This is a genomic window from Cobetia sp. MM1IDA2H-1 (genome assembly GCF_002916775.2).
Classification (GTDB): domain Bacteria; phylum Pseudomonadota; class Gammaproteobacteria; order Pseudomonadales; family Halomonadaceae; genus Cobetia; species Cobetia marina.
This window is the reverse complement of record NZ_CM133225.1, coordinates 2821944-2848554: the sequence shown is the minus strand read 5'-3', so window position 1 is coordinate 2848554 and position 26611 is coordinate 2821944. Positions and strand designations below refer to the sequence as shown.

Annotated in this window: 23 protein-coding genes and 1 tRNA gene; 16 read left to right on the top strand and 8 right to left on the bottom strand. The window is 63.0% G+C overall.

The window, feature by feature from the left end:
* Positions 1-4: 4 nt before the first annotated feature.
* Both BOH68_RS12080 and BOH68_RS12075 read right to left on the bottom strand, forming a co-directional pair.
* A complete protein-coding gene (locus BOH68_RS12080; RefSeq protein WP_077374559.1) occupies positions 5-2266 on the bottom strand; it encodes a HAMP domain-containing histidine kinase in 2262 nt (753 codons plus the stop codon).
* A complete protein-coding gene (locus tag BOH68_RS12075) occupies positions 2263-3795 on the bottom strand; it encodes a sigma-54-dependent transcriptional regulator (protein ID WP_077374557.1) in 1533 nt (510 codons plus the stop codon). The genes BOH68_RS12080 and BOH68_RS12075 overlap by 4 nt, the downstream gene beginning before the upstream one ends.
* Positions 3796-4341: 546 nt before the next feature.
* On the opposite strand from BOH68_RS12075, the gene BOH68_RS12070 reads away from it, so the two are divergent.
* The 10 genes from BOH68_RS12070 (at position 4342) to BOH68_RS12025 (ending at position 13258) form a co-directional block, all read left to right on the top strand.
* Entirely contained in the window at positions 4342-5271 is a 930-nt protein-coding gene (locus tag BOH68_RS12070; protein ID WP_077374553.1) for a substrate-binding domain-containing protein, read from the top strand.
* A gap of 26 nt (positions 5272-5297) precedes the next feature.
* Positions 5298-5972, top strand: a complete 675-nt coding sequence (locus BOH68_RS12065; RefSeq protein ID WP_205632739.1) for an ABC transporter permease — start codon at positions 5298-5300, stop codon at positions 5970-5972.
* A 188-nt stretch (positions 5973-6160) separates the two neighbouring features.
* On the top strand, positions 6161-6853 hold the full coding sequence (locus BOH68_RS12060; protein WP_170877387.1) for an ABC transporter ATP-binding protein: 693 nt from the start codon (positions 6161-6163) through the stop codon (positions 6851-6853).
* Positions 6854-6948: 95 nt separating this feature from the next.
* Positions 6949-7698 carry a molybdenum cofactor guanylyltransferase MobA gene (gene mobA, locus BOH68_RS12055; RefSeq protein WP_077374547.1) on the top strand — a complete coding sequence of 250 codons (750 nt, stop codon included), beginning with the start codon at positions 6949-6951 and terminating at the stop codon, positions 7696-7698.
* Positions 7699-8168: 470 nt separating this feature from the next.
* The gene (gene mobB / locus BOH68_RS12050) at positions 8169-8792 is read left to right on the top strand and encodes a molybdopterin-guanine dinucleotide biosynthesis protein B (RefSeq protein ID WP_077375585.1); all 624 of its coding nucleotides are present in this window, start codon (positions 8169-8171) and stop codon (positions 8790-8792) included.
* Between the two features lie 35 nt (positions 8793-8827).
* Positions 8828-10198 (top strand): molybdopterin molybdotransferase MoeA, encoded by a 1371-nt coding sequence (gene moeA / locus BOH68_RS12045; protein WP_258038215.1) that lies wholly within the window; start codon positions 8828-8830, stop codon positions 10196-10198.
* Positions 10199-10365: 167 nt separating this feature from the next.
* On the top strand, positions 10366-11181 hold the full coding sequence (gene moaC / locus BOH68_RS12040) for a cyclic pyranopterin monophosphate synthase MoaC (RefSeq protein ID WP_077374543.1): 816 nt from the start codon (positions 10366-10368) through the stop codon (positions 11179-11181).
* A gap of 1 nt (position 11182) precedes the next feature.
* Positions 11183-11746, top strand: a complete 564-nt coding sequence (locus BOH68_RS12035) for a molybdenum cofactor biosynthesis protein MoaE (protein WP_077374541.1) — start codon at positions 11183-11185, stop codon at positions 11744-11746.
* Complete coding sequence (gene moaA / locus BOH68_RS12030) at positions 11746-12732, top strand: GTP 3',8-cyclase MoaA (RefSeq protein ID WP_169477207.1); 987 nt, start codon at positions 11746-11748, stop codon at positions 12730-12732. The genes BOH68_RS12035 and moaA overlap by 1 nt, the downstream gene beginning before the upstream one ends.
* Before the next feature lie 238 nt (positions 12733-12970).
* Entirely contained in the window at positions 12971-13258 is a 288-nt protein-coding gene (locus tag BOH68_RS12025; RefSeq protein ID WP_077374537.1) for an H-NS family histone-like protein, read from the top strand.
* A gap of 214 nt (positions 13259-13472) precedes the next feature.
* Here the strand turns inward: BOH68_RS12025 and BOH68_RS12020 are convergent, their stop codons facing one another.
* Positions 13473-15053 (bottom strand): ribonuclease J, encoded by a 1581-nt coding sequence (locus BOH68_RS12020; protein WP_077375582.1) that lies wholly within the window; start codon positions 15051-15053, stop codon positions 13473-13475.
* Between the two features lie 363 nt (positions 15054-15416).
* Between BOH68_RS12020 and purU the strand changes: the two genes are divergently transcribed.
* A complete protein-coding gene (gene purU, locus BOH68_RS12015; RefSeq protein ID WP_077374535.1) occupies positions 15417-16271 on the top strand; it encodes a formyltetrahydrofolate deformylase in 855 nt (284 codons plus the stop codon).
* 117 nt (positions 16272-16388) lie between these two features.
* Here purU and BOH68_RS12010 read toward each other — a convergent pair whose 3' ends face one another.
* A complete protein-coding gene (locus BOH68_RS12010; RefSeq protein WP_077374533.1) occupies positions 16389-17357 on the bottom strand; it encodes a LysR family transcriptional regulator in 969 nt (322 codons plus the stop codon).
* Positions 17358-17538: 181 nt separating this feature from the next.
* Here BOH68_RS12010 and trpB point away from each other — a divergent pair, with 181 nt between their 5' ends.
* The 5 genes from trpB (at position 17539) to BOH68_RS11985 (ending at position 24164) form a co-directional block, all read left to right on the top strand.
* Positions 17539-18774: a tryptophan synthase subunit beta gene (gene trpB / locus BOH68_RS12005; RefSeq protein WP_077374435.1), complete on the top strand. Its 1236-nt coding sequence runs from the start codon at positions 17539-17541 to the stop codon at positions 18772-18774.
* A gap of 125 nt (positions 18775-18899) precedes the next feature.
* Entirely contained in the window at positions 18900-19739 is an 840-nt protein-coding gene (gene trpA, locus BOH68_RS12000) for a tryptophan synthase subunit alpha (protein ID WP_077374432.1), read from the top strand.
* Between the two features lie 470 nt (positions 19740-20209).
* Positions 20210-22585 (top strand): sensor domain-containing protein, encoded by a 2376-nt coding sequence (locus tag BOH68_RS11995; RefSeq protein ID WP_170877386.1) that lies wholly within the window; start codon positions 20210-20212, stop codon positions 22583-22585.
* Between the two features lie 96 nt (positions 22586-22681).
* Positions 22682-22758: transfer RNA gene (locus BOH68_RS11990), tRNA-Arg, on the top strand.
* A 161-nt stretch (positions 22759-22919) separates the two neighbouring features.
* On the top strand, positions 22920-24164 hold the full coding sequence (locus tag BOH68_RS11985) for a tyrosine-type recombinase/integrase (RefSeq protein ID WP_054555156.1): 1245 nt from the start codon (positions 22920-22922) through the stop codon (positions 24162-24164).
* Here the strand turns inward: BOH68_RS11985 and BOH68_RS11980 are convergent.
* From BOH68_RS11980 to BOH68_RS11965, 4 genes are all read right to left on the bottom strand, one after another.
* Complete coding sequence (locus tag BOH68_RS11980) at positions 24133-24366, bottom strand: helix-turn-helix transcriptional regulator (protein ID WP_165873902.1); 234 nt, start codon at positions 24364-24366, stop codon at positions 24133-24135. The two genes, BOH68_RS11985 and BOH68_RS11980, sit on opposite strands and share 32 nt — an antisense overlap.
* A gap of 13 nt (positions 24367-24379) precedes the next feature.
* Entirely contained in the window at positions 24380-24529 is a 150-nt protein-coding gene (locus tag BOH68_RS11975; RefSeq protein ID WP_170877385.1) for a hypothetical protein, read from the bottom strand.
* 184 nt (positions 24530-24713) lie between these two features.
* A complete protein-coding gene (locus BOH68_RS11970) occupies positions 24714-25628 on the bottom strand; it encodes a DNA cytosine methyltransferase (protein ID WP_077374423.1) in 915 nt (304 codons plus the stop codon).
* The gene (locus BOH68_RS11965) at positions 25625-26236 is read right to left on the bottom strand and encodes a hypothetical protein (RefSeq protein ID WP_077374421.1); all 612 of its coding nucleotides are present in this window, start codon (positions 26234-26236) and stop codon (positions 25625-25627) included. The genes BOH68_RS11970 and BOH68_RS11965 overlap by 4 nt, the downstream gene beginning before the upstream one ends.
* Positions 26237-26611: the final 375 nt, after the last annotated feature.

The following is a 26611-nucleotide window of genomic DNA, read 5'->3' as shown; positions in this document are numbered from 1 at the left end:
GGGATCAACTGGCACGGCTGCTGCCACCGGCGCTCAGGGTCTCGAGCAGGTGTCGGCCCTGGTTGTCTTCGTGGTGACGCCGCGCGATGCAAGGCAGCCACAGGCAGAAGGTCGCGCCGCCCCCGGGCGTCTCTTCCAGCCACAGTCGTCCGCCCAGTTGCGTGATCAACCCGGACGAGACCGACAGACCGATGCCGGAGCCGTTGGCGCGCGTGGTGAAGAAAGGGATGAAGATGCGCTCCCTGAGGTGTTCCGGGACGCCATTGCCGTGATCGATGATCCGGATCTCGATGCCGGCCACGACCTCACCGCCGGGGTCTCCTGTCATCACCGGCGAATGATCCTCCTCCACACCGGCGAGCGTCGCGTCGCGATCAGCGCTGGTGATGCATAGCGTGTCCTGTCCGGGTGCCATCTCGATGGCATTGATGAGCAGGTTGACCAGCACCTGTGTCAGCTGGGCGCGGTCGGCCTCGATCTGACGTGTCGCCGAGAGCTCATGCGTCAAGCTGTGTCCGTGATGATCCAGCGCATGGCGTACCAGTACTTCGACGCTATGGATGGCCTCATCTGGATGAATCTGGCTGAGGTTCGGGGGGCTCAGCGTGGTGGGGAGCGTCTCGCCCGGCAGGTCAGGCAACTCTGCCTGTGCGCCGTGGTGGCTCGCCTGATGTGGGTCACGTGCATATTGGCGCAGGTTGTCGACCAGCGCGCGAATCCGTTCCACCTGATGGATGATGGTCGCGATTTCCTCGCGTACGGGGTCTGCCTGGTCGCCGAGAATGACTTCGATCAACTCGACATGCCCGAGGATGACGGCGGCGGGATTGTTGATCTCATGCCCGATGCCTGCCGTGAGTTCCCCGAGTGCTGCCAGCTTCTCGCGGGTCAACAGCTTCGCGCGTGCTTCGCGCAACAGGCGGACATGCTCCTCCAGTGCCTGGCTGCGCTCGCGCAGCGTGTTCGTCTGTGCGCTCAAGTCACGCGTGCGGTCCTCGACCTGGGCTTCCAGGGTATTGGCGGCCGCCTGAATCTCGCTGCGGTGCGCCTCCAGCCGCGCCAGCATGGTATCGAATTCCTGCGCCAGCTCATCCAGCTCATCACCACGACGCTGTTCTGGCCCAAGCGAGGCAAGCGGCCCGATGCGCAGCCCATCACTGGAGGGTGCATCGCGAACGGCATGCACCACATGGCGTATCTGGCGAATGGGGCGCATCAGGCGCTCGACCCCGCCCCAGACCAGCAGAACTCCCAACAGGCTGACCGCCAGCAGTACCAGACTGATGTGGACCAATGTCTCCCGGTAGAGTCGCACATAGGGTGCCTGGGGGTAGCCTGCGTAGATCATGCCGATCCGCTGGCCGTCCAGAGAATCCAGAGGCGCATAGGCGGCAACGAACCAGTCGCGTACCACGAAGGCGCGATTGACGTAGCGCTGCCCCTCACCGATGACCTGACGGGTCACTTCGAGCGAGGCCTGCGTGCCGAGTGCGCGTTCACCGGTGCTGTCAGTCACGTTGGTGGCAATTCGGACATCGTCCAGAAACAGGGTGATGGTGCCTGTGCCATCCAGCGGCAGCGTCCCCGGGCCGTAGAGGAGATCGCGGATCTCATCCACCAGGTTCGGGTCACGATTGAGCAGCCGCCCGGCATCAAGCACGCCCACGAGCGTCCCGCGTGAATCCATGATCGGCACCAGCGCACGCAGCAGCATGCCGCGCGTTTCCTCACGCCGCGCGCTGGGTTGTGCATGGGGGGTCCGGCGCAGGGCCAGGCGGGCCCGCTCTGCCAGCAAGGGGTCGAGGGATGCCAGTGAATCGGCGCTGAGCATGTCGAGGCCATCCAGGCTCTCGCCCTGGCGAAGGCGCGGAACCAGGGCGGCGACACCGGGCGTCTGTCCGAGCTGCTCCGCTGGCAGCCAGCGGAGCCAATCGGCGTTGAGGGTCTCACGCAGCGCCTTCAGACGAGGCGCCAGTGTCTCGGTCGATGGTGAGGTCGAGCCTGGCAGCGTGGTGGACTGGCGCAGGTTGCGGCGCAGGGTTTCCAGGCCGTCACGAAGTCGCTGGTGCTGACGTTGCAGCGTGCGGCTTGCCACATCGAGGTCGCTGCGCACGTTCATGTACAGCTGGCGGTCGGTGTAGGCGGTGGTCCAATAGGCGGTCAGGCCGACCAGCGCCAGCAGCAACAGCAGCAGCGGGGCCAGCGTCAGCACCAGCAAGCGGCGGCGCAGCGAGCCGGCAAGGTAATGGCGCAGGCGCTGGATCATGCAGGGTCATCAGCCGAGCGGTGAGACGAGTCGCGGTCAGGCATGGCGCTCTCGGCCTCGGCGCGCCAGTGGGTCAGCTTGCGATCCAGCGTCTTGCGCGAGATGCCCAGCTGACGTGCGGCAGCGGACTTGTTGTTGGCGTGATGCTCCAGTACTGCACGCAGATGCGCTTGCTCCACACGATCCAGCGACCACACCAGCGGATAGCCGTGTGAAGCCTCGCTGTCGGCCTCCCCCCCCGCATGGGGAGCTGCAGCGTCGCCTGGTGCATCCGAAGCGCCGGGCATCGCGGCATGGCCAGATGTGAGAGAGGTGCCGGAGGCCGGGAGGGCATCGCCGGGCAGGCGTCCCAGCAGCAGCGCGCGCTCGATGACATTCTTCAATTCACGCACGTTGCCGGGCCAGGCATAGCGACACAGGCGTGCAAGGTCGGTGTGATCCCAGGGGACCTCGGGCAGTCCCAGTTCGCGCGACAGCTGTCGAGAGAAATGCAGGGCCAGGGCAGGAATGTCCGCGGGGCGATCCCGCAGCGCCGGCAGCCGCAAGCTGAGCACGTTCAAGCGGTAGTAGAGGTCTTCCCGGAAGCGACCCGCCGCGACCTCCGTCTCGAGCGTGCGATGGGTGGCGGCCACGATGCGCACATCGACGGCCTGCTCCTGCTCACCGCCCACTGGGCGCACGCGTCGGGTTTCCAGTACCCGCAACAGCCTGGACTGCATGGTCAGCGGCATCTCGCCGATTTCATCCAGGAACAGGGTGCCGCCATCGGCGAAGCTGAACAGCCCATCACGTCCGCGGTGGGCGCCGGTGAAGGCCCCCTTGAGGTGACCGAAAAGCTCGCTCTCCAGAAGTTCCGGACTGATGGCGCCACAGTTGACCGGTACGAAGGCACCGCGCCGTCCGGAGAGGCGGTGCAGGTCGCGTGCCGCCAGCTCCTTGCCGGTGCCGGATTCCCCGAGTATCAGCACGGGAGAGGGGGCCGGCGCGACGCGCGCGATGATCTGCGCGAGTTCCTGCATGCCGGGGGTCTCGCCCTGCAGGCTGGCCTCCTCACCCTGGTGGCGTGCATTGTCACGACGCAGCAGGAAGTTCTCACGTGCCAGCTGGCGGCGTTCGAGGCAGCGGTCTATCGCGGCGTGCAGCTGTTCGAGGCGGAACGGCTTGATGATGAAATCACTGGCACCTGCGCGCAGGGCACGTACGGCGGTATCGAGATCGGCATAGGCCGTCATGAAGATGACGTCGCTGACCGATGACGGTGACAGGGCTTCCTCCCACTCAAGGCCATCACGTCCCGGCAGGCGGATGTCGAGCAGGATGAGATCAAAATGCAGGCGCGAGCGCAGCGACTCGGCCTGCTCGACGCTTTCGACGGCTTCGATCATCGCGAAGCGGGATGCCAGCGCCTTTTTCAGGTAACGCCGCATGCCCGGCTCGTCATCGACGATCAGGACCGATGCGGTCGGCAAAGCCTGGTCGTGCGTGGCGCGACGCGCCTCCCGTGCGGGAGAGGTGGCGTGGACGGTCATGGCGTTCCTCTATCATGCGTGGCGTGCATCGGGGCGATGGTCATTCGGGTATGGCGTGTCAGGGTGGCGTTCGTTCGCTCATTGTCGCGCGGCGCACGGTACTTTATCTAGCCATTCTCTCGATCTCGCCATTCTCTCGGCATTCGCTTCCGCCCGGCGCGGGCACAGTCACCACGGAGCCGGGTGAAGCGAGGTTCAGAAGCCCGCGCATGGCGCCATCGCAGCAGCGAGAGTCAGGGCCGCGAGCGGGTGGCCAGCGCGAAGGAACAGTGTATCGTGTCGTCCCGCGCAGGCGCACGGGTGGGTCAAGATGACCCGCTTGTGGCAGGGCGGCGATATCCTGTCAGTATTCTCGCCGGCGCTCACCCGGGCATCCAGGCATTGCCAGCGGGCCATGTGCAGGACAAGCAACCAGGTGAATGGCGAGAGCGTGGCCTTGCGGGCACGCTGCTTGCAATGTCTTGCCGCGGGGAGATGGCCAGCCATCGCTGGAGGATCATCTCCCTCGTGAATCACCCCGATAATGACACGCCAGGGAGCTACCTCATGCCGCATCGCCACATCCTCTCCGCCCGCCATCTGCTGGGTGCCATCGCCGGTCTGTCTCTCGGCGCGCTGAGCCTGCAGCCCGCTCAGGCCGCGGATGACATCATCCGCCTCGCGACCACCACCAGTACCTACAATTCCGGCCTGCTGGACAATCTGTTGCCGGCATACGAACAGGCCAACGATGTCACTGTCCAGGTGATCGCCGTAGGGACCGGCAAGGCATTGCGCATGGGGCAGGATGGCGATGTGGATCTGGTGATGACGCATGCGCCGGGCGCGGAGCGCAAGTTCGTCGATGCCGGGTATGGCATTGAGCCACATGGCGTGATGTACAACGACTTCGTGCTGCTGGGGCCCAAGGCGGATCCGGCCAATGTCGAGGGAATGTCCGACGTGGACGCGGCCCTGGCCAGAATTGCCGAGAGCAATGCCGGCTTCGTGTCACGCGGTGATGACTCCGGGACTCACAAGAAGGAGTTGTCGCTGTGGGCGAGCGCCGATGTCGTCCCCGATTTCTCGGCATACAAGGCCGTGGGGCAGGGGATGGGCAAGGTGCTGAGCATGGCCAGCGAGCTGCAGGATTACACCCTGAGTGACCGCGGCACCTGGCTTGCCATGCAGGACAAGCTCGACCTTTCCGTGCTGGTGGAGGGAGATGCGCGCCTGTTCAATCCCTACCAGGTGATTCTGGTCAACCCGGCCAATCATGAAGGTCTGAACACCGAAGGCGCCCGTGCGCTGGCTCAGTGGCTGATTTCCCGTGAGGGTCAGCAGGCGATCGATGACTTCCGTCTCAAGGGGCAGGCGCTGTTCCATGCCAGCCACGGTGAAACCGGTTTCGATGCCCAGAAGACAGCGGATGGCAGTGGTGCAGGTCAGGCAGCCGGCGGTGAGACTGCCACCCAGCAGGCGGCGCCGCGTTCGTGACGCTCTGGCATACCACGCAGGAGGCCATGGGCCTCCTGCTGAGCATGGACGCCGCACTCTGGGAAATCATCGGCGTCTCTTTCCGGGTCTCGCTGATGGCCATGCTGGTGGCTGTACCGCCGGCTCTGCTGATCGCCTTCGTGCTGGTGCGTTGCGCCTTCCCGGGGCGCTGGCTGTTGATCTCGCTGGTGAATACCCTGATGGCCGTGCCCACCGTGGTGGTGGGGCTGCTGCTGTTCATTCTGCTGTCACGGGCAGGCCCTCTGGGGGATTGGCATCTGCTGTTCACCCAGCCAGCGATGATTCTGGGCCAGATTCTGCTGGCGCTGCCGATATTGGTGGTGATGCTGCATGCAGCACTGGCTGGCGTGGACAGGCGTGCCTGGGAAACCGCATTGCAACTGGGGGCATCCCGGCCTGCGGCGTTGTGGCGGTTGGTGATGGAGGCGCGCTTCGGGGTGATGGCCGCGTTGGTGGCGGCGTTTGGTAGAATCATCGCGGAAGTGGGTTGCGCCATGATGGTGGGTGGTAACATTGCCGGCTTTACCCGCAACATCACGACCGCGATCGCCCTGGAGACCCTCAAGGGAGAATACGCTCAGGGGGTCGCCCTGGGCATGGTGCTGCTGGTATTGGCCCTGGTGCTCAATCTGCTGCTGGGGCTGCTGCGTGGCCGTGGTCAGCTGGCCGTACAGGTCTGAGTGGCGTGCCGTGGATCACCGCATCGCGCAAGTCTGAATTGTCGTCTGGAGTTTCGATGTCCCCCCTCAACTCTTCGCCCTCATCCTCCTCGCCGGGCGAATCTCCCCATGAGGCCGTGCTGACCTCGTCGTCAGACGCTGTGCCAGACGCTATGCCAGAACCCGTGGCAGAGTCTGTGCCAGAGCCTATGTCAGAGCCCCGAGCCGTCGCCGAGGAAAGCCTGCTGTGGGTGCGTGACCTGCAGTATCGTCTGCCTGACGCTCCCACGAGCCCTGGCCGCTTGCTGTGGCAGGTACCCTCTCTGGAGTGGACGCCAGACCCGGGGCGCGGCTGGGTGCATCTGAGCGGAGACAATGGCAGTGGCAAGACCACCTTGCTCAGGGTGCTGGCCGGCATGCAGCCTGCCAGTGGTGGAGAGCTTCGCTGGCAGAAGGGGGCCGCCGGCCAGATACGCTATCTGCACCAGCAACCCTATCTCTTTGATACCAGCGTGGCCGGCAACCTGGTGCTGGCGGCGCGCTGGCAGCCGCAACGGCGCTCTGCCGGCGAGCAGCGCGATCAGGTCGAGGCCATGCTGGAGTGGAGCGGTCTGAGCGAGCATGCCCGTCAGCCGGCACGCTCGCTGTCCGGTGGCGAGCGTGCACGTCTGGCACTGGCGCGCGCCTGGCTGTCGCGTCCTCCCGTCCTGCTGCTGGATGAGCCAGCGGCCAATCTCGACCAGGCCGCCGTGGAGCAGCTGGCCATCCGTCTCGAGCAGATGTCCCAGGCGGGCTGCGCGGTGATTCTGTCCTCGCATCAGGACAACGCGCTGAGTCATGGCTGTACGGCACGCTGGACGTTGGCGGAAGCTAGCCTGCACACTGAGCGCATGCCTGGTTGAGCCCGACACGGGAAAGGTATCGTCGGTTCCCGTGTCTTGCGTGATCAGAGGAATTTTCTCGCGCGTCCGCCGCGCCTGCATCGAGACCCTCTCGCATGTCCAGACCCCACTCTGATGCCAACTCCGGCCCCTCTCGTGATGGCCAAACCAATCCCGGCGTGACACCTCTGCCGGCCAGTGGTGAACAGCTGGCGGCCTCGCTGACGCCGGCCAACATCACCGGTGTGATCCTGGCCGGCGGCCAGGCCCGGCGCATGGGCGGTGTCGACAAGGGGCTGGTCATGCTCAATGAGGTGCCCTTGATCGCGCATGTGCTGGCACGCCTCACACCCCAGGTCGGTGAGCTGCTGATCAATGCCAATCGCTCGCATCAGGAATATGCCGCCTATGGTCATCCGCTGGTGGAAGACCGTGAGGCGGGCTATCACGGCCCTCTGATGGGCATGGCCAGTGCGCTGGCCGCCGCGCATACCGAGTGGGTGATGGTGGTGGCCTGCGACGTGCCGCATCTGCCCAATGACCTCGTGGATACCCTGAGCGTGGCGCTGATAGATCACGCCAACGGTGACAGGCTGGCCGGCTACCGTGTGCAGGGAGATGACACCTCGGCTGAGCCGGCGCTGCTGGCGGTGGCCGCCGATGACGAGCGCTATCACCCCGTCATCTGCCTCCTGCACCGTGGCCTTTTGCCATCACTGGAAGCCGCTCTGGCGGCAGGTGAGCGCAAGATCGACCGCTGGTTCGCGCAACATGTCTGGCTGACGGTGCAAGCGGGCAAGGCCGAAGACTTCGCCAATCTCAATACGCTGGATGAGTGCAGAGCGATGGAATCCGGTCCCCGCTGAGACTGCCCACATCGATTGCCATTGCGGCGCGGCCGCTGCCGAGCCTGAGCCTGAGCCTGAGCCGCAGGACATTCAAGGCGTGTCATCCGACCCCACTCCGCTGGCCAGGCGAGTCATAATGATCCACGGTCAGTGCTCACCTGCCGTACATGTTGGAATTCAGCGGCGTATTGTCCTGCCGCGGCAGGCATGCCTGGCCTTGGACTTGCAGATTTACAGGCAAGCCTGTTGTGGCAGGCCACCCTTTTTTCATCATGTCGCCAGCGCTCCTCATGAGCGGCGCTGAGAGAAAAGGGCCCGACATGTGGGTCGATGCCATCAGAATCATCGAATCGTATCGGCCATCACGTCGTGAGCACGCCGGAAACCTCAAGAGAATCGTCATGCCCGAGTTGCCCACTGATGCCATGGGGCGCGAAGCGTCCACTGTCTCTCATTCTTGCTCTTCCGCTGATACCGGCGGCGAGACGATGTCACCCGGTTGGGCGGCGAGACTTGCCGCCTCGGCCTGTCCGCTGCTGGGCATCGCCGCCTGGAGCGGCACGGGCAAGACCACCTTGCTGGAACAGTTGCTGCCGGCCTTGCGTGAGCGTGGTCTGCGAGTCGCCGTCATCAAGCACGCTCATCATGCCTTTGATGTGGATACGCCGGGCAAGGACAGTCATCGCCTGCGCTCGGCGGGGGCAACTCCCATGCTGGTTGCCTCTGCCCGGCGCTTTGCGCTGATGATGGAGACGCCCGATCAAGAGGAGGCAGATCTGGAGCAGCTTGTCGCGCAGCTCGATGGGCTGGCGGTGGATCTGATTCTCGTCGAGGGGTTCAAGCAGTGGCCATTGCCCAAGCTTGAGCTGCATCGCGCGGCCGTCGGCAAGCCGCTGCGGGCCTTGCATGATCCCTGGATACGGGTACTTGCCGTGCCAGGTTCAATGGATGAGCCAGTTGATGAGCCCGATGGCGAGTTCCCGGTGGCGCTTCCCGCGGATCTGACGCGGCTGGACCTCGATGATATCGATGCCTTGGCGGCCTGGGTGGCGGCCTGGCCGGTGCAATGGCGATTGAATGGCGGCCAGCCCCGTCAGGAGGTGGCCTCTTGAGTCTGTCGTGCTTTGACCCAAGATTCGGTGAGCGGATGCTGAGTGTCGACGAGGCGCTTGCAGTGCTGGGAGGCAGTCTGGCGAAGCTCGCGGCGACACGGCCCACCCAGCGCGTGCCACTCGCCCAGGCCGTTGGACATGTTCTGGCTGAGCCGGTGATATCGCCATTGGACGTGCCTGCCCAGACAAATGCCGCGATGGACGGTATCGCGCTGGCCCACGCGTCGCTGGCTGCCGGCGCGCTGGATGAGGGGGATCGATGCCAGCTCCGAGTCATCGGCAGCTCGCTGGCAGGGCACCCCTGGACGGGGCGTGCCCTGGCTCCGGGGGAGGCATTGCGCATCACGACCGGTGCGGCCATGCCGGCGGGGGCTGACAGTGTGGTCATGCAGGAGCAGCTCGACTATTTCACGCCCGACGCCTCGCCTGATTCAATGCTTGATGCCGATAGCCAGGCGGGTGACGCCGAGACTGCCGAGCAGGTCGTGATTGACGGCGCCAGCAGCGTTCGCGCAGGGCAGAATGTGCGTCAGGCCGGCGAGGATATCGCCCGTGGTAGTGACGTGATCTCGGCGGGGCAATGGCTGTCGCCGGCGGCCATCGGGGTACTTGCATCGCTGGGGCTGGCCGAACTCACCGTTCATCGTCCGCTGCGTGTGGCGATCTTCTCGACCGGTGATGAAGTGACGGCGCCGGGAGAGCCCTTGCCGGCCGGCGGCATCTATGATGCCAACCGTTTCAGCCTCACGGCTGCCTTGCATGCCGAGGGAGTCGAGGTGCTGGATCTCGGCATTCTGCGTGACCAGCGCGAGGCGTTGAGCATTGCCCTGCGAGATGCCGCGGCGCGGGCGGATCTGGTGATCACTTCCGGCGGCGTGTCGGTCGGCGAGGCAGATCATGTGCGCAGCGCGCTGGAGGCCTGTGGCCAGCTGGCGCTGTGGCGGATTGCCATGCGTCCTGGGCGCCCTCTGGCCTTTGGCGCACTTGCGGCAGAGGAAGGCCGGCAGGTGCCGTTCTTCGGTCTGCCCGGCAATCCGGTCGCCACCATGGTGACCTATCTGCAGTTCGTGCTGCCGGCGTTGCGCATGCTGGGGGGGCTGGGGCCGCTGAGCCCGGCACCGGCAGACCATCCGGGGACCCTGGCATGCTGGCAGTCACCGCGTCTGCAGATGGTGGCAGGCGAGACGCTGCGCTCACGCCCTGAACGAGTCGATTATCATCGCGGCCGGGTGACGCTCGATGACCAGGGGCGTCAGGTCGTGACTACCACTGGCCGTCAGGGATCGGGGATTCTGACTTCGATGCTGGCCGCGCAGTGTCTGATCGAGATCCCGGCAGGCTGCGCCTCCCTTCAGACCGGCGACCCGGTCATGGTGCAATGGCTGGGGACGCGTGGCCTGTCCTGATGGCCTGCCAGGCCGAGCGATCGAACGCAGAGTTCGGCGCGTCGTCCGACATCCTCGGGCCGCCGACAGACCACGGAACAGGATCTACCGGGCTGTCGTGACGACCGCCCATGCTTACAGAGGTAACCGCCACCCCCGGCGGACCTGATACGGATACGAGACAGCTAATGAGCCTTACCCATCTCAACGCCCGCGGCGAAGCCCATATGGTCGATGTCGCGGACAAGCAGGAAACCCGGCGCGAGGCCCGTGCCAGTGCGCGGGTCAGCATGCTGCCTGCCACGCTGGCCTTGTTGGCGGAGGGCGGCCTGCCCAAGGGAGATGTGCTGGCCACGGCGCGTATCGCCGGCATCCAGGCAGCCAAGCGCACCCATGAGCTGATCCCGCTCTGCCATGCCTTGATGCTCTCCAAAGTCACGGTCGATTTCACGCTGGATGAAGTGAACAGCTGTGTCGAGATACAGGTGTTCTGTCGCCTCAACGGGCGCACAGGTGTCGAGATGGAAGCGCTGACGGCTGCCTCCGTGGCAGCACTGACCCTGTATGACATGTGCAAGGCGGTGGACAAGGGCATCGTGATCGGCGACATCCAGCTGGAAACCAAGACGGGTGGCAAGAGCGGTGACTGGCAGCGTGAGGCCATGCAGGAGGAGGCGCCAGCCCCGACGGGAGTGCCGGCCGCCCTGGCAGTCGCATCCGAGGACGTGTCGCCTGTCACGGCGGTGAACGGCAATCTGCGCATCCTGTTTCTGGCCGAGCTGCGTGAGCGTCTCGACCTTGAGTCACTCTCGCTCAACCCTGCCACCCTGGCCGATGCCACGGTCGGTGGGCTCAAGCGCACCCTGGCACTGCGTGATCCGCAGCTGGAAGCGCTCAATGACTCGCGCGTGCTGTGCGCCGTGAACCAGGACATGGTGCGTGATGATCATCCTCTGAAGGCCGGTGATGAAGTCGCTTTCTTCCCGCCCGTCACGGGAGGCTGAGATGACGACACCCCTTGCGACTGCCGATCGGGCCTTTTCGGTCAGCATCCAGTCAGCGGATTTCGATATTCGCGCCGAGCAGGCGGCCCTCACCCATGCTCGGGGGGATATCGGTGCGGTGGTGACCTTTACCGGGCTGGTGCGTGATTTCAATGAACGCCCCGATGTCCAGGCACTGACACTGGAGCATTATCCCGGCATGACGGAGCGCAGCTTGCAGGCGTTGCTGGTGGAAGCGCAGGAACGTTTCGCGCTGACAGGGGCGCGTATCATCCATCGCATCGGGCGCCTGGCGCCCATGGACAATATCGTGCTGGTGCTGGTGGCGAGCGCGCATCGTCAGGCCGCCTTTGCCGGTTGTGACTTTCTGATGGACAACCTCAAGTCGCGTGCGCCTTTCTGGAAAAAGGAGCATACCGCCTCTGGCGATTACTGGGTGCAGGAGCGCTCCAGTGATCGCGATGCTCTGGAGCGCTGGCACTCTTCGGCAGAAGGCGCTCGGACACACTCTGCCAAGCAGGATTCCCTGACTCCTGTGACACCTCAGACCCTGGGAGATGGTTGATGGAAACCCTGGTCGATGATTTCGGGCGTCGCATTCGCTATGTGCGTCTCTCCGTGACGGATCGCTGTGACTTTCGCTGTGTCTATTGCATGAGCGAGGAGATGACATTTCTACCGCGAGACGAGGTATTGAGTCTCGAGGAAATCGCCCTGCTGGCACGCGCCTTCGTGGAGCTTGGGGTCGAAAAGATTCGCCTGACCGGTGGTGAGCCATTGGTCAGACGCGATATCGGTACTCTGGTGGAAGATATCGGCGCGCTTGACGGGCTGAAGGATTTCTCCATGACCACCAATGGGGCGGGCCTGGTCAAGCATGCCGCTCGTCTCAAGGCCGCCGGCATGCAGCGCCTCAACATCAGTCTTGATTCTCTGGACCCTGAGCGCTTCAAGGCCCTGACGCGTACGGGGGATCTCGACAAGGTGATCGCCGGTATCCGGGCCGCGCGGGCAGAAGGCTTTCGCATCAAGCTCAATGCTGTCGTGCTCAAGGGGCGCAATGATCATGAGGTCGTTTCTCTGGTCGACTTCGCGCGCCAGGAAGGGCTGGATATCAGCTTCATCGAGGAAATGCCGCTTGGGCAGGTGTCCGATCACGGGCGTGAGGAGACGTTCTGTTCCAGCGATGAAGTGCAGGCACGGATAGAGGAGCATCACGCGCTCATACCGACGCTGGAAGACAGTCTGGGACCGGCCCGGTATTTCCGCATGGCAGACAGTGAAACGCGCGTAGGCTTCATCTCGCCGCACAGTCACAACTTCTGCTCGACCTGCAATCGTGTTCGAGTGACGGTAGAAGGGCGTCTGCTGCTATGTCTGGGCAATGAGCACTCGCTGGATCTGCGTGCCATCATGCGCCGCGACCCCGGCAATATCGAACCTCTCAAGGCGGCCATCATCGAGGCGATGCATCTCAAGCCGGAGCGTCACCACTTCACGACCGATGGTGATGTCCAGATCGTTCGCTTCATGAACATGACCGGTGGCTGACGAAATCGCCATCTGAATCTCTTGGCTGGCTTGGGATATCCACTCGACAACACGATGAACCTTCACCAGAACCCTGCCTTCGAGCAGGGTTCTTGTTGGGCGGTGCTGTGGCAACACTGCCTTGCTTTTGACAAGGCTTGTCAGCTTTCAATTAAGGCTTATACTTTGCTGCAACATCCAATCAACTATCGTGTCCCTCATTGGATTCCAGTTTCGCCCGCATGGTGGAGGTAGCAAGATGACCGCAGAATCCCTGGAAAAGATCGCTCGCAACAAGAATGTCGCACGTGCAGCGGCACGCCAGTTGTCCATGGAACAACTGCACAAGCTTTCTGAAGTCATCAATGAAGTCATTGAGCAGAAAGCCGAGGAAGATGAACAGCGTCGCGAAGAAGAAATCGCCAAGGAGCGCAAGCTTGCCGAGATTCGTGATGCGATGATCGAAGCGGGTCTTTCCGTCGATGATCTGGTCAGTGACCAGCCGAAGCGTCGCGGTCGTCCGCCGAAGAACAAGTCAGCACAGTAAGCGTAGCCCGGCACGGGGCCCCAGTGGATGAGGTGGATCGCACTGGCGGTCATGACGGTAGAGTGGGACATCTCTGCTGATGGATGTTCCAGCGTGCATTCAGGCATGAAAAAGCCCGATCGGTATTTTTTCGATCGGGCTTTTTCATGCTTCAAGGCAGGTGAAAGGCCGGGGGAATCGCAGTAGCCTGACAGGCTTGCCTGTCATGGCGTCTTCAGCTGTCACCCATGGTCATCACATGCAGAAAGAGCACCGGCTCGTGACGCAGATGATTGCGTAGCCAGCGATTGATTCTGCTGTTCAATTGCTGTTTCACGGTGTCGATGTCGGTGGTCTCGAGTCCGGCCAGGGTGTCATCGAGCCACTCGGCGAAGCTGTCTTCATATAGTCTGGCCGTACCACTGACGTCCAGCATCAGGCGGCCGATACGCACCCAACCGGCTTCCTGCAGCGTCAGGGGCAAGGCGAGCGATACGCTGCCATGGCGTCCGAGACGCGCTCGTGCACGACGGTCCATCGAGTCAAGTGGCCGCACCTTGTCGTGCTCGATGATCCGCTCCTGCAACGTCAGACGCTTTTCCACGGACAGCCCCTGAGCATCGAGACGAATCACGTCACCATTGACGGGAATCAGCGGTGCCTCGATGCCCAGGGACTGTGCTACCTGGGTGTGCGCCAGCTGGTGACGGTATTCGCCGTGCACCGGCAGCAACCGCGTGGGTTTCAGCCAGCCGTAGAAGGTGCGCAGCTCCTCTTGGGCGGGATGGCCTGAGGCATGCAGATCCGGGAACTGCTTCTCTTCCATGATGCCGACGCCCAGGCGAGTCAGGGCATTGTGCAGCTTGCCGATCGCCAGTTCATTGCCGGGTATGGCCTTGGAGGAGAAGATGACCGTGTCGCCCGCCGCCAGCTCGAAATCAGGGTGGCGCGAGTTGGCCAGGCGTGAGAGTGCCGCGCGTGGCTCGCCCTGGCTGCCGGTCGCGATCACCATCACCTCTTCCGGCGGCAGATAGCCCAGGTCCTTTACCGGCACCAGCGGCGGGAAATCTTCCAGATAGCCCAGTCCGCGTGCCACCCGCACCATGCGTTCCATCGAGCGGCCCAGCAGCGTGACCCGACGGCCATTGCGAGCCGCCGCACGACCCAGTGCCAGGATGCGCGCCAGGTTGCTCGCGAAGCAGGTCACCACGACCCGCCCACGGCAGCCGGCCAGCGTCTTCTCCAGTGCACGCGCCACCTCGCCCTCACTGCGTGAGTGGCCGGGCAGAGGGGCATTGGTGGAGTCGCCGACCACGAGATCGACCGGCGCCAGCGCCTGATAGCGCTCCGGGTCAGTGGGTTCACCGATCAGCGGCTCCGGGTCCAGCTTCCAGTCACCGGTGTGCATCACGCGATATTCCGGCGTGACGATCAGCAGCGAGCAGCTCTCGGGTATCGAGTGGGTCAACGGCAGCAGGCGCAAGGCGAAGGGCCCGGACTCGAAGCCTTCATCGACCTCGATGATCTGCAGGCTGGACGTCTCGAGTTCGCGTTCCGCGAACTTGGCCCGCAGCAGGCCCGCGGCCAGTGGTGTGGCGATGATCGGACAGCGCCATTTCGGCCACAGCCAGGCAACGGCACCGATATGGTCTTCGTGACCATGGGTAATCACCAGCATCTCCGGGCAGATGCCCAGGCTTGCCAGCGATTCGGTGTCGGGTACCTGCAAGGGGCCTTCAGGAAGATCCTGGCGAATCATCATGCCGCAATCCACGGCGATCCAGTGATCCTGGTAACCATATAGCGTCAGATTCATGCCGATCTCGCCACAGCCGCCCAGCGGCAGAAGATGCAGCGGTGGACGTTGTCTCTGACGGACTTGAACGCGGGGTTTCAACATGGATGTCATGCCATCAGTAAAATGTCACTCAACTATACGGGAATCCCGCAAAGCGCCACAAATGACGGCACTTCTCGTCGGCCACCCCGAGGGGCGAAACCGAGGTCGAATTGACAATTCATTCACTCTCGTTGAAGGGCGCTGCTTCGTCGCGTGTGATCGGCTACAATGGCGCACCTTTTGCCGGGAGCCATGGCGTCGATGGCCGGACTCCCGAGCGTGTCGGTAGTCGTTACCGGCTGAATATCATTCCCCGCTTTCACAATGGTTGAACATACGATGTCACACGCCTATCGCCTGGTGGTGTCCTGCCCTGATCAGGTGGGAATTGTTGCCCGAGTCTCTACCTTCATCGCCGAGCAAGGCGGTTGGATCACCGAAGCCAATCAGCATTCCGATCTGGGTGCGGGTCGATTCTTCATGCGCTATGAGATCAACCCCGAGTCCATCGGCCTCAGCGCCGCTGAACTCAGCAAGCGCTTCGCGCCGATCGGGGAAGAGTTCGGAATGGAGTGGCGGGTGCATGACACGGCCGCTCGCAAGCGGGTCGTGCTGATGGTGTCCAAGGATTCCCATTGCCTGGTGGACCTGTTGCACCGCTGGCAGTCGGGGGATCTGGAATGCGATATCCCCTGTGTCATCTCCAATCACGAAGACATGCGCTCACTGGTCGAATGGCACGGCATTCCGTTCCACCATGTGCCGGTGGACAAGAATGACAAGGCGCCGGCATTTGCCGAGGTCGAACGACTGGTGGAAGAGGCCGAGGCCGACAGCATCGTGTTGGCGCGTTACATGCAGATCATCCCGCCGAGCCTCTGCGAGCGCTATGCCGGCCGCCTGATCAACATCCACCACAGCTTCCTGCCGTCCTTCATCGGTGCCAAGCCGTACCATCAGGCCTTCGGCCGCGGCGTGAAGCTGATCGGCGCTACCTGTCACTACGTGACCGAGGAGCTGGATGCCGGCCCGATCATCGAGCAGGACATCCATCGAGTCACCCATTGCCACACCGCGGAAGACCTGGTGCGCATCGGGCGTGACGTGGAGCAGAAGGTACTGTCGCGTGGCCTGCGCTGGCACCTGGAAGACCGCGTGCTGATCCATGGCAACAAGACCATCGTCTTTGCCTGATCCGCGCTCTGGGCTGACTGCCTGAGCCAAGCGGCTGAACCGAGACCGGTACCTGAAAGGGTGCCGGTCTTCTTGTTTCCTGCGCCTGCCCGCAGGACGGCGTGGCGCAGGTGCCTGTCATGGGTTGCGAGAGGTGACAGGCGGAGTATTCAGCTCCCGTGCCAGCCAGTCGGCGAGGGCTTTTGCATGAGGGTGTCGTGCCCGTGTGCGACCGCTCTCGGGCAGCGTCAGCGTCAGGCAGGCGCGTGTCTCGACGAAGCCCCACGGCGCGATCAGGCGTCTGCTGCGCAGGTCCTCCTCGACCAGATAATCCGGCGTGATGCCCACGCCCAATCCCACCAGCGTCGCTTCCAGCAGATAGTTGAGGTGCTCGAAGCCTTGCGCGTAGTGCAGTTGATCGCTGGACAGGCCCTGGCGTGAGCACCAGTCCGGCCAGGCCTGCGGGCGCGAGCGGGTGTGCAGCAGCGGCAAGGTCAGCAGAGTCTGTGGTGCGGGAGTCGCGGTGGTCTCGCCCAGCCAGTCAGTGTCCGGACGCAGCACCGGGCCGATGCGCTCCGTGCCGAGAATTCGCGTTTCCTGATGCTCAGCCTGGGTGAAGGGGGGAGTCTGAAAGCGCAGTACGCCATCCACGCCAGAGCGCAGGCCTTCGTTGTCGTCACTGGCAGTCAGATGCAGTTCAAGCTCCGGAAGGGCTGCCTTGAGGGCACCCAGCCGCGGAATGAACCAGCGGGCGAGGAAGGAGCCCGGGCAGCTGAGCACGAAGGGCGCGCGGGCATCACTGCGGGAAAGGTCCGCACAGACCCGTGCCAGGCCGCTCAAGTGATGGCGTGTGGCGGCCGCCAGCTCATGACCCGCCGGCGTCAGCTTCAGCCCGCGGCCAGCACGGTCGAACAGCTGTGTCCCCAGCGTTTCCTCAAGCTGGCGAATCTGACGACTGACGGCGCCGTGGGTCACGTGCAGCGCCTCGGCGGCACGCGACGCGCTCTCGAAGCGAGCCGCCACATCGAAGGCGCGCAAGGCATTCAGCGAGGGCAATGCCTCCAGAGAGGCGGGAGAGGATGAATCGGGCGGAGTCAGGCGGGCCATCGGATGTCTCCTGCTGAGTGTCCTGTGAGATAAACTCACACATCTTGGCGAATATATCGTTTTTCATCCCGCGTGCCGAGCGCTAGGATGGTCAGCATACTGTCGGGTGCACCACGCAGGCCAAGAACGCAGACGCCGCACCAGCGTGCCCCGCCACTGACATGACTTCGAGGAGATTTGCATGAGCCAGTCGACTGCTACCCTGCGTCAAGGCCCGGATGCCAAGGGCTTCTTTGGTGACTTCGGCGGCCGATTCGTCGCCGAGACGCTGATGCCGCTGATTCTGCACCTGCAGCGCGAGTATGAAGCCGCCAAGCAGGATCCGGCCTTCGCCGAGGAACTGGCCGGTCTCTCCGCGGATTATGTCGGGCGTCAGAGCCCGCTGTATTACGCCGAGCGTCTGACTGAGCATCTCGGAGGTGCCAAGGTCTATCTCAAGCGGGAAGATCTGATGCACACCGGCGCTCACAAGATCAACAATGCGTTGGGCCAGGTGCTGCTGGCACGCCGCATGGGCAAGCAGCGCATCATCGCCGAGACCGGTGCCGGCATGCACGGCGTGGCGACGGCCACCGTGGCGGCGCGTTTCGGTCTGGACTGCGTGATCTACATGGGCTCCACCGACATTCACCGTCAGCAGCCCAACGTTCAGCGCATGCAGTTGCTGGGCGCCAAGGTGATCCCAGTCACTGCCGGTGATGGCACGTTGAAGGATGCCATGAACGAGGCGCTGCGTGACTGGGTCACCAACGTCGACGATACCTTCTACATCATCGGTACTGTCGCGGGCCCACATCCGTATCCGCAGCTGGTGCGTGACTTCCAGTCCATCATCGGTCAGGAAACCCGCGTCCAGCTGCAGGAGAAGGAAGGCCGTCTGCCGGACTCGCTGGTCGCCTGCATCGGCGGGGGGTCCAACGCCATGGGGTTGTTCCATCCGTTCCTGGACGAGCAAAGCGTCGAGATCATCGGGGTCGAGGCTGCCGGTGAAGGTCTGGACACGCCGCGCCACGCCGCCAGTCTCAAGGGTGGCCTGCCGGGCGTGCTGCACGGTAACCGCACCTTCCTGCTGCAGGATGACGAGGGGCAGATCGGTGATGCGCACTCCATCTCCGCAGGGCTCGACTATCCGGGTATCGGCCCGGAACACGCCTGGTTGCACGACATCAAGCGTGCCGAGTATGTCGCCGCGACCGACCAGGAAGCACTGGACGCCTTCAAGATGCTGTGTCGCCTGGAAGGCATCATTCCGGCGCTGGAGTCTTCCCACGCGCTGGCGGAAGTCATCAAGCGTGCACCGGGCCTGCCGAAGGACCATCTGATGGTGGTCAATCTGAGCGGCCGCGGTGACAAGGACATGGCCACCGTTACCCATCATCTGGCGGACGAGCTGGGCCTGAATCCTGACGGCGAGTAACGCCGCGCCTGTCGCGCAATGCCCGGCGATGGAGGGGTCAGACGCTGACCGGGTCCATCCGCCCCATGTCTTCTTCGCCTGCAGGTGAATCGCTGCCTGCAGGTCAGCAAATTCGGAGTCTATTGATGAGCACTTCCGCTACTGACACCACTTACAGCAGCCGTCTTGACCGCCGTTTCGCTGCCGTACGCAGCGAGAATCGCGCAGCGCTGGTGACCTACATCACCGCGGGTGACCCCGGCTATGATGCCAGCCTCGCGACCTTCCTCGGCATGGCCGAGGCCGGTGCCGATGTCATCGAGCTGGGCATGCCGTTCACCGACCCGATGGCCGATGGTCTGGCGATCCAGCATGCCACCCAGCGTGCCCTGAAGGCCGGCCAGACGATGGACCGTACCCTGGCGATGGTCACGGAATTCCGCAAGCGCGACCAGGACACGCCCATCGTGCTGATGGGTTACTACAACCCGATCTATCGTCGCGGTGTGGCCACCTTCCTCGAGCAGGCAAGCCAGGCCGGTGTCGATGGCCTGATCGTGGTCGACCTGCCGCCGGAGCACGACGATGAGCTGTGTGAGCCGGCCAATGCTGCCGGTATCAGCTTCATTCGCCTCGCGACACCGACGACTGACAGCGCGCGCCTGCCGGGCGTGCTGGCCAATACCTCAGGCTTCCTCTACTACGTCTCCAGCAATGGCGTGACCGGTGGCGCTGCACCGACGGCCGAGAAGGTCGAGGCCGAAGTGGGCCGTATCCGGGAGCACACCGAGATTCCCGTCGCGGTCGGTTTCGGTATCCGTACCGCAGAGCAGGCGGCGCGTATCGGTCGTTTCGCCGATGGAGTCGTGGTCGGCTCGGCCCTGATCGATCTGCAGGCCAACGCCGAGACACCGGAGCAGGGCACCCAAGCGGTACATGCCTTGACCCGTGAACTGGCGGATGCGCTGAAGACGGCGCGCCACTGAGGATTCGCTCAGGGGTAGCCAGCTCGCCTCTTGCCCTCGGGTAGTGACACAGCCACGCCTCGACCTCTGGTCGGGGCGTGGCTGTTTTCGTTCGTCTGTTTTCGTTCGGTCGTATCTGTCCGGCTGTGTCATCACGTTGTGCTGTCCTTCGAGCATTGCGCGGGAGGGTCTCGCGCGCTCTCGGATCCCACCACGCCAGAGAAGACCATCCTGCCGCGAAGGCTCGACATGGCAGTGCCTGCCTCGCGCTCGAGGCAGAGGATTCGTGAGATTTTGCCTTCATTCAACGCAGATTGAGGGTTACTTATACTCAAGGACAAGTGACACTTGACCAGCAGGATGAGAGGGGAGTCGGTGCCAAGGCGCCCGGCACTTCAGGAAGGAAAGATCGAGTGCGACCGACATGCTGACTGTGCCAGAAGCCATGAACCTTCAGGTAGCATCGGCAGGGAGATTGAAACGACATGTCCATGAATCCATCAGCGTCCTCCGCCGCGGCCACCTCCGCTGCTTCAGTTGACGGCCTGGAAGGCAGCAATTGCTTGCATCAGCTGTTGCAGCATACTTCCAATGGAGTGTGTGGATACGACCTTCAAGGGCGTGTGCAGTGGGTCAATCCGGCCTTCGAGGAGCTGACGGGATACCGGGCAGAAGACCTGGCCGGTCAGGTGCTCAGTGAATTTCTGACGGGTGAGGATTCCGACAGGACGGTGATCGCCAGAATGCATCAGCAGTGCGAGCTGGGTGAGCCCAGTGACGAGGAGCTGCTCCATCACGATGCGAATGGACGACCGCTGCGCCTTCGTCTGCGCTGCATACCGCTCATGGCCGCCGACGGCACCCTGACCGGTTATCTCGGCGTGCATACCGATGTGACCCAGGCGCATCTGGCGCTGGAGCTCAGCCATTCCCAGCTCAGATTGCTTGAGTCCGTCACGGCTGGCCAGCCGCTGGACAAGACCCTGCTGGACCTGTGTCAGGCCATCGAGGCCGTCGCGACTCGCGTGCGTTCCTCGCTGCTGCTTCTGGATGAGACAGGCACACGAATCATCGGAGGGAAGGCGCCGAGCCTGCCCCCCAGCTTCATGCAGTTCACCTCCGGCCTGCGTATCGGGGAGGGGGTGGGCACCTGTGGTACGGCGATGTGGCGGCGTGAGCAGGTGCTGACCCCCGCCATCGGCGAGGACCCCGCCTGGGAGGGCTTCCGTCAGCATCCCCACGCGCTGGGACTGGATGCCTGTCTCTCCATGCCCATCCTCGATGATGCAGGCAATCCGCTGGGAAGTTTCGCCTTCTATGCCACGTCCGGCGATGTCTTCAACGATAGCCATCTCGGCTTGCTGAAGGTCGCCGTCAACGTGGCTCGATTGGCGATCGAACGCCATCGGCGTGATGAGCAGCTCACCTATCAGGCGCTGCATGATGCATTGACGGGCCTGCCCAATCGTCGGCTGTTGCGTCGCAAGCTCGCAGCCTTCGCGGACCTCGCTCTGGAAGAAGCGCGCGTCGGGGCGTTGATGTTCCTGGATCTGGATCATTTCAAGCGCCTGAACGATGTACTGGGGCATGACGCGGGAGATCGTGCCCTGATCCAGATCGCCGCCCGGCTGGAGCAGTTGCTGGAGCCGGGCGATGTGCTCGCGCGCCAGGGCGGGGATGAGTTCATCGTGCTGCTGGCGCCTCGCTTCGGTGGCATGGAGGACGCCAGGGCCCGAGCGATGCACGTCGGCGAGGGATTGCTGGCACGTCTGCGGGTACCGGTTGAGCTGGAAGGGCGTGCGCATCAGCTGTCCGGCTCACTGGGCATCACGCTGTATCCGCGTCCGGATGAGGCGGACGAGGGGTATCAGACGCTTTCCGGGGCGGCAGAAGACGAGGGAGACGATTGGGGCCATCTGCTGCACGAGGCGGACATCGCGCTCTATGAGAGCAAGGGGGCCGGGCGTGCACGCATGTGCTTCTTCTCACCGGACATGCGCAATCGCATCATCGCCGCCACCCAGATGGAGCAATCCCTGCGCAGTGCGCTTTCCCGTCAGCATCTGGAAGTCCATCTCCAACCGCAATTCTCCCTGCAGTCGGATGCCTCGCTTGAGCATCAGCTGCCCAGGCTCTGTGGTCTTGAGGCGTTGCTGCGCTGGAATGACCCGCTGCTGGGGAATGTCTCGCCCGCGACCTTCATCCCGATCGCGGAAGAATCAGGGCTGATCGTCGAGCTGGGCCATTGGGTGCTGGGGCAAGCCTGTGCGGTGTTGGAAGACATGGCGACACGCGGACATCAGCTGCCGATCGCGGTGAATGTCAGTCAGGTACAGTTTCGCAGCGCGGAATTCGTGCCGCAGGTCGCAGCCCTGCTCAAGCGCCATGCCTTCGCGCCGGACATGTTGCGCATGGAGATCACCGAGAGCCTGGCGGCGGAAGATGAGGCCGACATGTTGGAGAAGGTCGACCAGCTGGCGGCGCTGGGGCTGACGTTCTCCATCGACGATTTCGGGATCGGCTACTCCAATCTTGCACGCCTGCGCCGCATGCCGCTCAGTGAGCTGAAGATCGACCGCAGCTTCATCAAGGATCTGCGTCTCATCGATGACGACGGGCTGACAGCGCCTGCACCTGGCGAGACTCCCGGACAGGAAGTCTGCCATGCCAACGAGATCGTGCGTGCGATGCTGGTGATGGCGCGTGCCCTGTCGCTGGAAGTGGTGGCCGAGGGAGTGGAGACCTCCGAGCAGTTCGAGGTGCTGCGTCAGCTGGGCTGTCAGCGTGTCCAGGGCTATCTGTTGGGGCGCCCCCGTCCCATGAAGGACGTGCTCGATGAGATCGAAGCCGGAGTGCTCGGCGCATGAGGCCGATGATGCTCTTGCCTGGCGTGAGGAGGGCGGCACGCGCGGGCCGAACGGGTTTATCTTGCCACTTCAATGGCTTATACTGCGCAGCGCTACGCCCCCTTAGCTCAGCTGGATAGAGCGGCCCCCTCCTAAGGGGCAGGTCGCAGGTTCGACTCCTGCAGGGGGCACCAAGCCCCTCTTTTTCCCTGCTTTACCCTCCTCTTATATTCTCGTAACTCCTTGTTTTACCTTTCTTGCGTCCATAATACTGTATATTTATACATGCATTCACTCTAGAGGCCCATGTATGGTGTGGTGTATGGTGAGGTTCCACCATACATGGGCACCATACATGAAGCGTGATGCTATCAAGCGGCGACCGCTTGCAGACACCGTGTTGTCTACCCTCGAGCCAGAAGCGCGTGAGTATCGCGAGGCCTATGGCCTGGACCGTCTCTACTTCGTCGTGTCGCCAACTGGCCGCAAGCGCTGGGAGGTTCGCTACAAACACCCGATCACGCAAAAGTGGTCGTTCATGGGAGTAGGGGGTTACCCGGACACCAAGGCCAAGAAAGCGCGAGCTCAAGCTATCCAGATTGCCGAGCTGGTAGCCGACGGCATTGATCCCCGGGAGCATCTTAGAGGGGGCGGTGGTGTCCGGACCTTTGGGGTGGTCGCGGAGCAGTGGTACGAGCACAAGCAGATGCAGGGGAGGTCAGCTAAGACGCTGACCAAGATGAGGCATTGGCTCGATAATGATGCGTTGCCTGCACTGGGAGATATGGCAGTTGCTGATGTGTCACGGGCTGACTGCGTGCGCGTTCAGAAAGGTATTGAGGCCCGCAAGGCTTTCAATATTGCCGAGAAGTCCCGGGCTTTTCTGCGCCGGATCTTCGACTTCGCCATTGCTCACGGCTATTGCGAGAACAACCCAGCTTCGAACCTGCTGGACGTTGCGGCGCCGGCACCTGTCTCCAAGCCTCGCCCTCATCTACTGGAAGAAGATCTACCAGACTTTCTGCGTGCACTGCGTATGACAACCAGCCGCCGGTCTACTCGCTTGGCTGCTTGGATGGTCGTGTGGACAGCCTCGCGGCCAGGCATGGTGCGATGGATGGAGTGGAGCGAGATCAAGGGCAAGTCGTGGCACATCCCCGCGGAGAAGATGAAGATGCGCCGCGATCATGTCGTGCCACTTTGCCGTCAAGCACTGCAAGCGCTTGAAGAGATGCGTCCTCTTTCTGGACGGTCGAGGTATGTATTCACTGGGGAGGGGGCAAAGCTACCTGTCCTGTCGGATGCTGCGATCAATCGCTGCTTCTCGAATGCAGGCTATAAGGAGAGGATGACGGGGCATGGAGCCCGTCATACGGCCAAGACACTGCTGAGTGAGCATGGGTGGCCGTTACAGTGGACGGAGATGCAGCTTGCGCACAAGCCGATCGGGTTGGAGGGCGTGTACAACCAGGCGTCGTACCTTGAGCAGAGGCGGAAGATGATGCAGTGGTATGCCGACTACCTTGAGGCATTGGAAGTCGGCATGACCAAGGCCAAGCGAGACAAGTTCAAGCGTCGTCAGCGGGACGTAACTGCATAGCCCATTGGCTCATCCATGCTTCAATCTCGTGTTCGTACCAATAGTTGGTCGATGCCCGGCCAATGCCATCCTTGATTGGGCGCGGAAAGTTGGGGTCTTTTACCAGCAGCTTCTCGAGTGATGAGCGGCTGCGGCCTATCTTCTCGCAGACTTCACGGGTGCGGAGGAAGCGCAGCGGCTGATGAGTGGCTGTGTCTGTCATGGTCATCTCCTGTCTAGTCACCTTGATAACGGCCCGAGCTGTAGCCCAGGGCCTGCTCTTCTTGTACGGCGGCATGATTGGCCATCGCGTCTTGCACACCGGGCACCTGCATCATCAATGTGTACTTGCGGCGCCAGTGATCTCGTCGTTGGCTGATCATCACGATCAGGTCTTCCAGTGGCAGTGATTCACCATCCTCTGCGGCGTACCCGGTACCGTGACAATGGGCGCATGGGGAGGTATGGAAGACGCCTCGAAATGTGCCGCTGCCACCGCATTGCGGGCACGAACCATGTGCTGGCGGCACCCACGTTGATTGCGATACCTGGCGCATAGACTCCTCATACTCATGCTGCCTTCTGCAGCGCCTTGATGATGTGGCTGACCGGGGTAGGGCAGACCGCGTTGCCGAGCAGATGCACGGCCAGTCGGTGGTTATCCGGTAGCTGATAGGTGTCGGGGAAGCTCATGGCCGATCGACATTCCCACCGGCTGAGCATGCGCATGCGGTCGCCATCGACAATGGCCCAGCGGTCGCGCGTGGTGATGGTTCCGACAGGGCGATCCAGCGAGCGCCCTGTCTTGGTGTTGCCGTAGTAGCTGATCAGGAAGCGGTCCCCGTGGGTGGCTCGTCCAGCGCGGACTCGCTCCAGAGTGGCGGCGGCTCGCCCGGGTTTTTCGATGGGCTGCCAACGGCCTGCCTCAAAGTCGATGAAGCTGTCGGCCGGCAGGTGATCGAGTGTCGGCAGGTTCAGCTTGAGCGGCTGAGCGGACTGGGTGAGCACCAGGAACATGCGGATGCGGTTCTGCGGGGCGCCGAGATCCGCGGCGTCTACTACATGCGGGCTGACGGCATAGCCCAGCGCCTGCATGGCCAGCACCCAGGGGCGGTAGAGCTGCCAATCGAGGAACTCGGGGACGTTCTCCACGAGGATGGCTGGTGGTCGGTGATACTCGGCAGCTGATACCACTGCCCAAGCAGTCGAGCGGCTGGCATCGTGCTGAGGGTTTCCACTGGCCTTGCCTCGCGCCTTGCTATGGCCCTGACAGCAGGGTGACGCCAGCATCAGGTCATGAGCGGGCACCTGACTCCAATCCGCCTGATGCAGGTCCTGGCAGATGTGCGCTGCGTCCGGATGGTTGCGGCTGTGCCATTCGACAGCATCCGGCCAGTGGTTGGCTGCCCAGGCCACGTTGCAGCCTGCCATGCTGGCACCGGTGCTGAATCCACCTGCGCCGGCGAATAGGTCGATGACGTTCATGACTTCACCTTGCGATGGCCTGCGTCGTAGAGCGCACCCAGCAGGTACTCTTCCGGCAGTGCCCCGTGCAGCTCACGCTTATGAGCGTCAGCAGCGGCCTTGGTTATCTCCTTCATGTCCCCAATCGCCTTCTCTCGATCGGAGCGGATGGGGTGTAGCTCAGACCGAGCGCAGACTTCAACGCCACGACGCTTGCCTTCGATCACGACATTGTCGCCGCGCAGTGTATGGCCGATCACTCTGACTTCTGCGTGTCCGCCGTGATCTGAATCGAGCGTCACTTTGCTCCCCACCGGTGGCAGGCCTTCGCCGTTCCAAGCCCTTGGATCGACTTCATCTGCTGAGGTGGCTGCGACTGTATCGCTGACTGGTCGCTCGGGATGTTGGACGTGTGCCAGCAGCGCCTCTTCCCATTGTTCCCGGGTAATGACGATGCGTCGCTCATGGGCGCCTATCCATGCGTAATGCCATTCGTTGTTGGTCGGGCCCTTGATCCATCCCTCGAAGTCACCGTGGGCGTTCTCGGTCGGCAGGTTGCAGTCCGTCTCGGGCCGCGGCCACGGATGAGGGAGATGTAGCAGGCTGTCCATCAGTTGATCGCGGGTCATATCAGTCATCCTTGGTGAGCAATGTGTCGAGCCAGCCACCGGTGAGCAGGCAAAAGAAATCCGCCAGGCAAGTGGCGGCGATGAGTAGCGGGAGAATCATGGCGATGTCTGTGTCAGTGATGCGTAGTCGCCCAGCCGCTTGGCAGTTGCCAACAGGCCGGCAGGGGTGCGCATCAAGTCCCTGATGACTTCTTGCCGACTGGGAGCCGGTACTGGTTTGCGAGACTTTGTTGCTGGTTCCAGCAGTAGCAGGGCGTCATGCCGTCCTGCTCGCGTCATGCGTGACAGGAGCGTGCCCTGGCCGATACCGCGCCGCTCTGCATGTTCAGCCATCGTCGCGGTGATGCCATCGATGGTGACCCGGGACCGAAGACA

Excerpts from the sequence above, each read along its gene's own strand:
- BOH68_RS12080 (WP_077374559.1), bottom strand. The coding sequence starts at position 2,266 with ATGATCCAGCGCCTGCGCCATTACCTTGCCGGCTCGCTGCGCCGCCGC.
- BOH68_RS12065 (WP_205632739.1), top strand. The coding sequence starts at position 5,298 with ATGGGCCTCCTGCTGAGCATGGACGCCGCACTCTGGGAAATCATCGGC.
- trpA (WP_077374432.1), top strand. The coding sequence starts at position 18,900 with ATGAGCACTTCCGCTACTGACACCACTTACAGCAGCCGTCTTGACCGC.
- BOH68_RS12025 (WP_077374537.1), top strand. The coding sequence starts at position 12,971 with ATGACCGCAGAATCCCTGGAAAAGATCGCTCGCAACAAGAATGTCGCA.
- trpB (WP_077374435.1), top strand. The coding sequence starts at position 17,539 with ATGAGCCAGTCGACTGCTACCCTGCGTCAAGGCCCGGATGCCAAGGGC.
- moaC (WP_077374543.1), top strand. The coding sequence starts at position 10,366 with ATGAGCCTTACCCATCTCAACGCCCGCGGCGAAGCCCATATGGTCGAT.
- mobB (WP_077375585.1), top strand. The coding sequence starts at position 8,169 with ATGTCACCCGGTTGGGCGGCGAGACTTGCCGCCTCGGCCTGTCCGCTG.
- BOH68_RS11995 (WP_170877386.1), top strand. The coding sequence starts at position 20,210 with ATGAATCCATCAGCGTCCTCCGCCGCGGCCACCTCCGCTGCTTCAGTT.
- BOH68_RS12060 (WP_170877387.1), top strand. The coding sequence starts at position 6,161 with ATGTCAGAGCCCCGAGCCGTCGCCGAGGAAAGCCTGCTGTGGGTGCGT.
- BOH68_RS11980 (WP_165873902.1), bottom strand. The coding sequence starts at position 24,366 with ATGACAGACACAGCCACTCATCAGCCGCTGCGCTTCCTCCGCACCCGT.
- BOH68_RS11970 (WP_077374423.1), bottom strand. The coding sequence starts at position 25,628 with ATGAACGTCATCGACCTATTCGCCGGCGCAGGTGGATTCAGCACCGGT.
- BOH68_RS12035 (WP_077374541.1), top strand. The coding sequence starts at position 11,183 with ATGACGACACCCCTTGCGACTGCCGATCGGGCCTTTTCGGTCAGCATC.
- BOH68_RS11985 (WP_054555156.1), top strand. The coding sequence starts at position 22,920 with ATGAAGCGTGATGCTATCAAGCGGCGACCGCTTGCAGACACCGTGTTG.
- moeA (WP_258038215.1), top strand. The coding sequence starts at position 8,828 with ATGCTGAGTGTCGACGAGGCGCTTGCAGTGCTGGGAGGCAGTCTGGCG.
- BOH68_RS12075 (WP_077374557.1), bottom strand. The coding sequence starts at position 3,795 with ATGACCGTCCACGCCACCTCTCCCGCACGGGAGGCGCGTCGCGCCACG.
- BOH68_RS12020 (WP_077375582.1), bottom strand. The coding sequence starts at position 15,053 with ATGAATCTGACGCTATATGGTTACCAGGATCACTGGATCGCCGTGGAT.
- mobA (WP_077374547.1), top strand. The coding sequence starts at position 6,949 with ATGTCCAGACCCCACTCTGATGCCAACTCCGGCCCCTCTCGTGATGGC.
- moaA (WP_169477207.1), top strand. The coding sequence starts at position 11,746 with ATGGAAACCCTGGTCGATGATTTCGGGCGTCGCATTCGCTATGTGCGT.
- purU (WP_077374535.1), top strand. The coding sequence starts at position 15,417 with ATGTCACACGCCTATCGCCTGGTGGTGTCCTGCCCTGATCAGGTGGGA.
- BOH68_RS11965 (WP_077374421.1), bottom strand. The coding sequence starts at position 26,236 with ATGACCCGCGATCAACTGATGGACAGCCTGCTACATCTCCCTCATCCG.
- BOH68_RS12070 (WP_077374553.1), top strand. The coding sequence starts at position 4,342 with ATGCCGCATCGCCACATCCTCTCCGCCCGCCATCTGCTGGGTGCCATC.
- BOH68_RS12010 (WP_077374533.1), bottom strand. The coding sequence starts at position 17,357 with ATGGCCCGCCTGACTCCGCCCGATTCATCCTCTCCCGCCTCTCTGGAG.